Genomic DNA, 408 nt, shown 5'->3' on the forward strand with positions numbered 1-408 from the left:
ACGCACTGCCCCCTTTGATCTGTTCTGAGTTCAAAGATTTCATCATAAGGGGTAGCATGACAAAGCCTTCAATTAAATAAAAGCCTAGAATGACTTTCTATTCTTCACCGTCATATACCCAATATTCTTCGCCCCAATTTTTACTAGATTTATTCATTATGGTTCCTTTGGTGAAATACAATCGTTTTGCTTTATCATTAGATAAAATCCAATAACCTATTCTTGGGCATAATTCTCCCCCTATAACTTTTAAATCAGGTGTAGCAAAAGTATCTACATCCTCAACCCCAATATCTTCAAACTCACCATCTACTAATTCAACAAAGTACCAACTACAATCAGCCTTAGAAAAAACATTATTTGCAATCAACTCTGAGGCCAATGTTAATTGAGTATCATGACGTAGTT

Annotated in this window: 1 pseudogene; it reads right to left on the minus strand. The window is 35.0% G+C overall.

Going from position 1 to position 408, the window contains the following annotated elements:
• Nucleotides 1-97: 97 nt before the first annotated feature.
• Nucleotides 98-408: pseudogene (locus tag AC1M9I_RS14640) on the minus strand (hypothetical protein); the annotation flags it as partial.

This window comes from Acinetobacter sp. ANC_7553 (assembly GCF_056779895.1).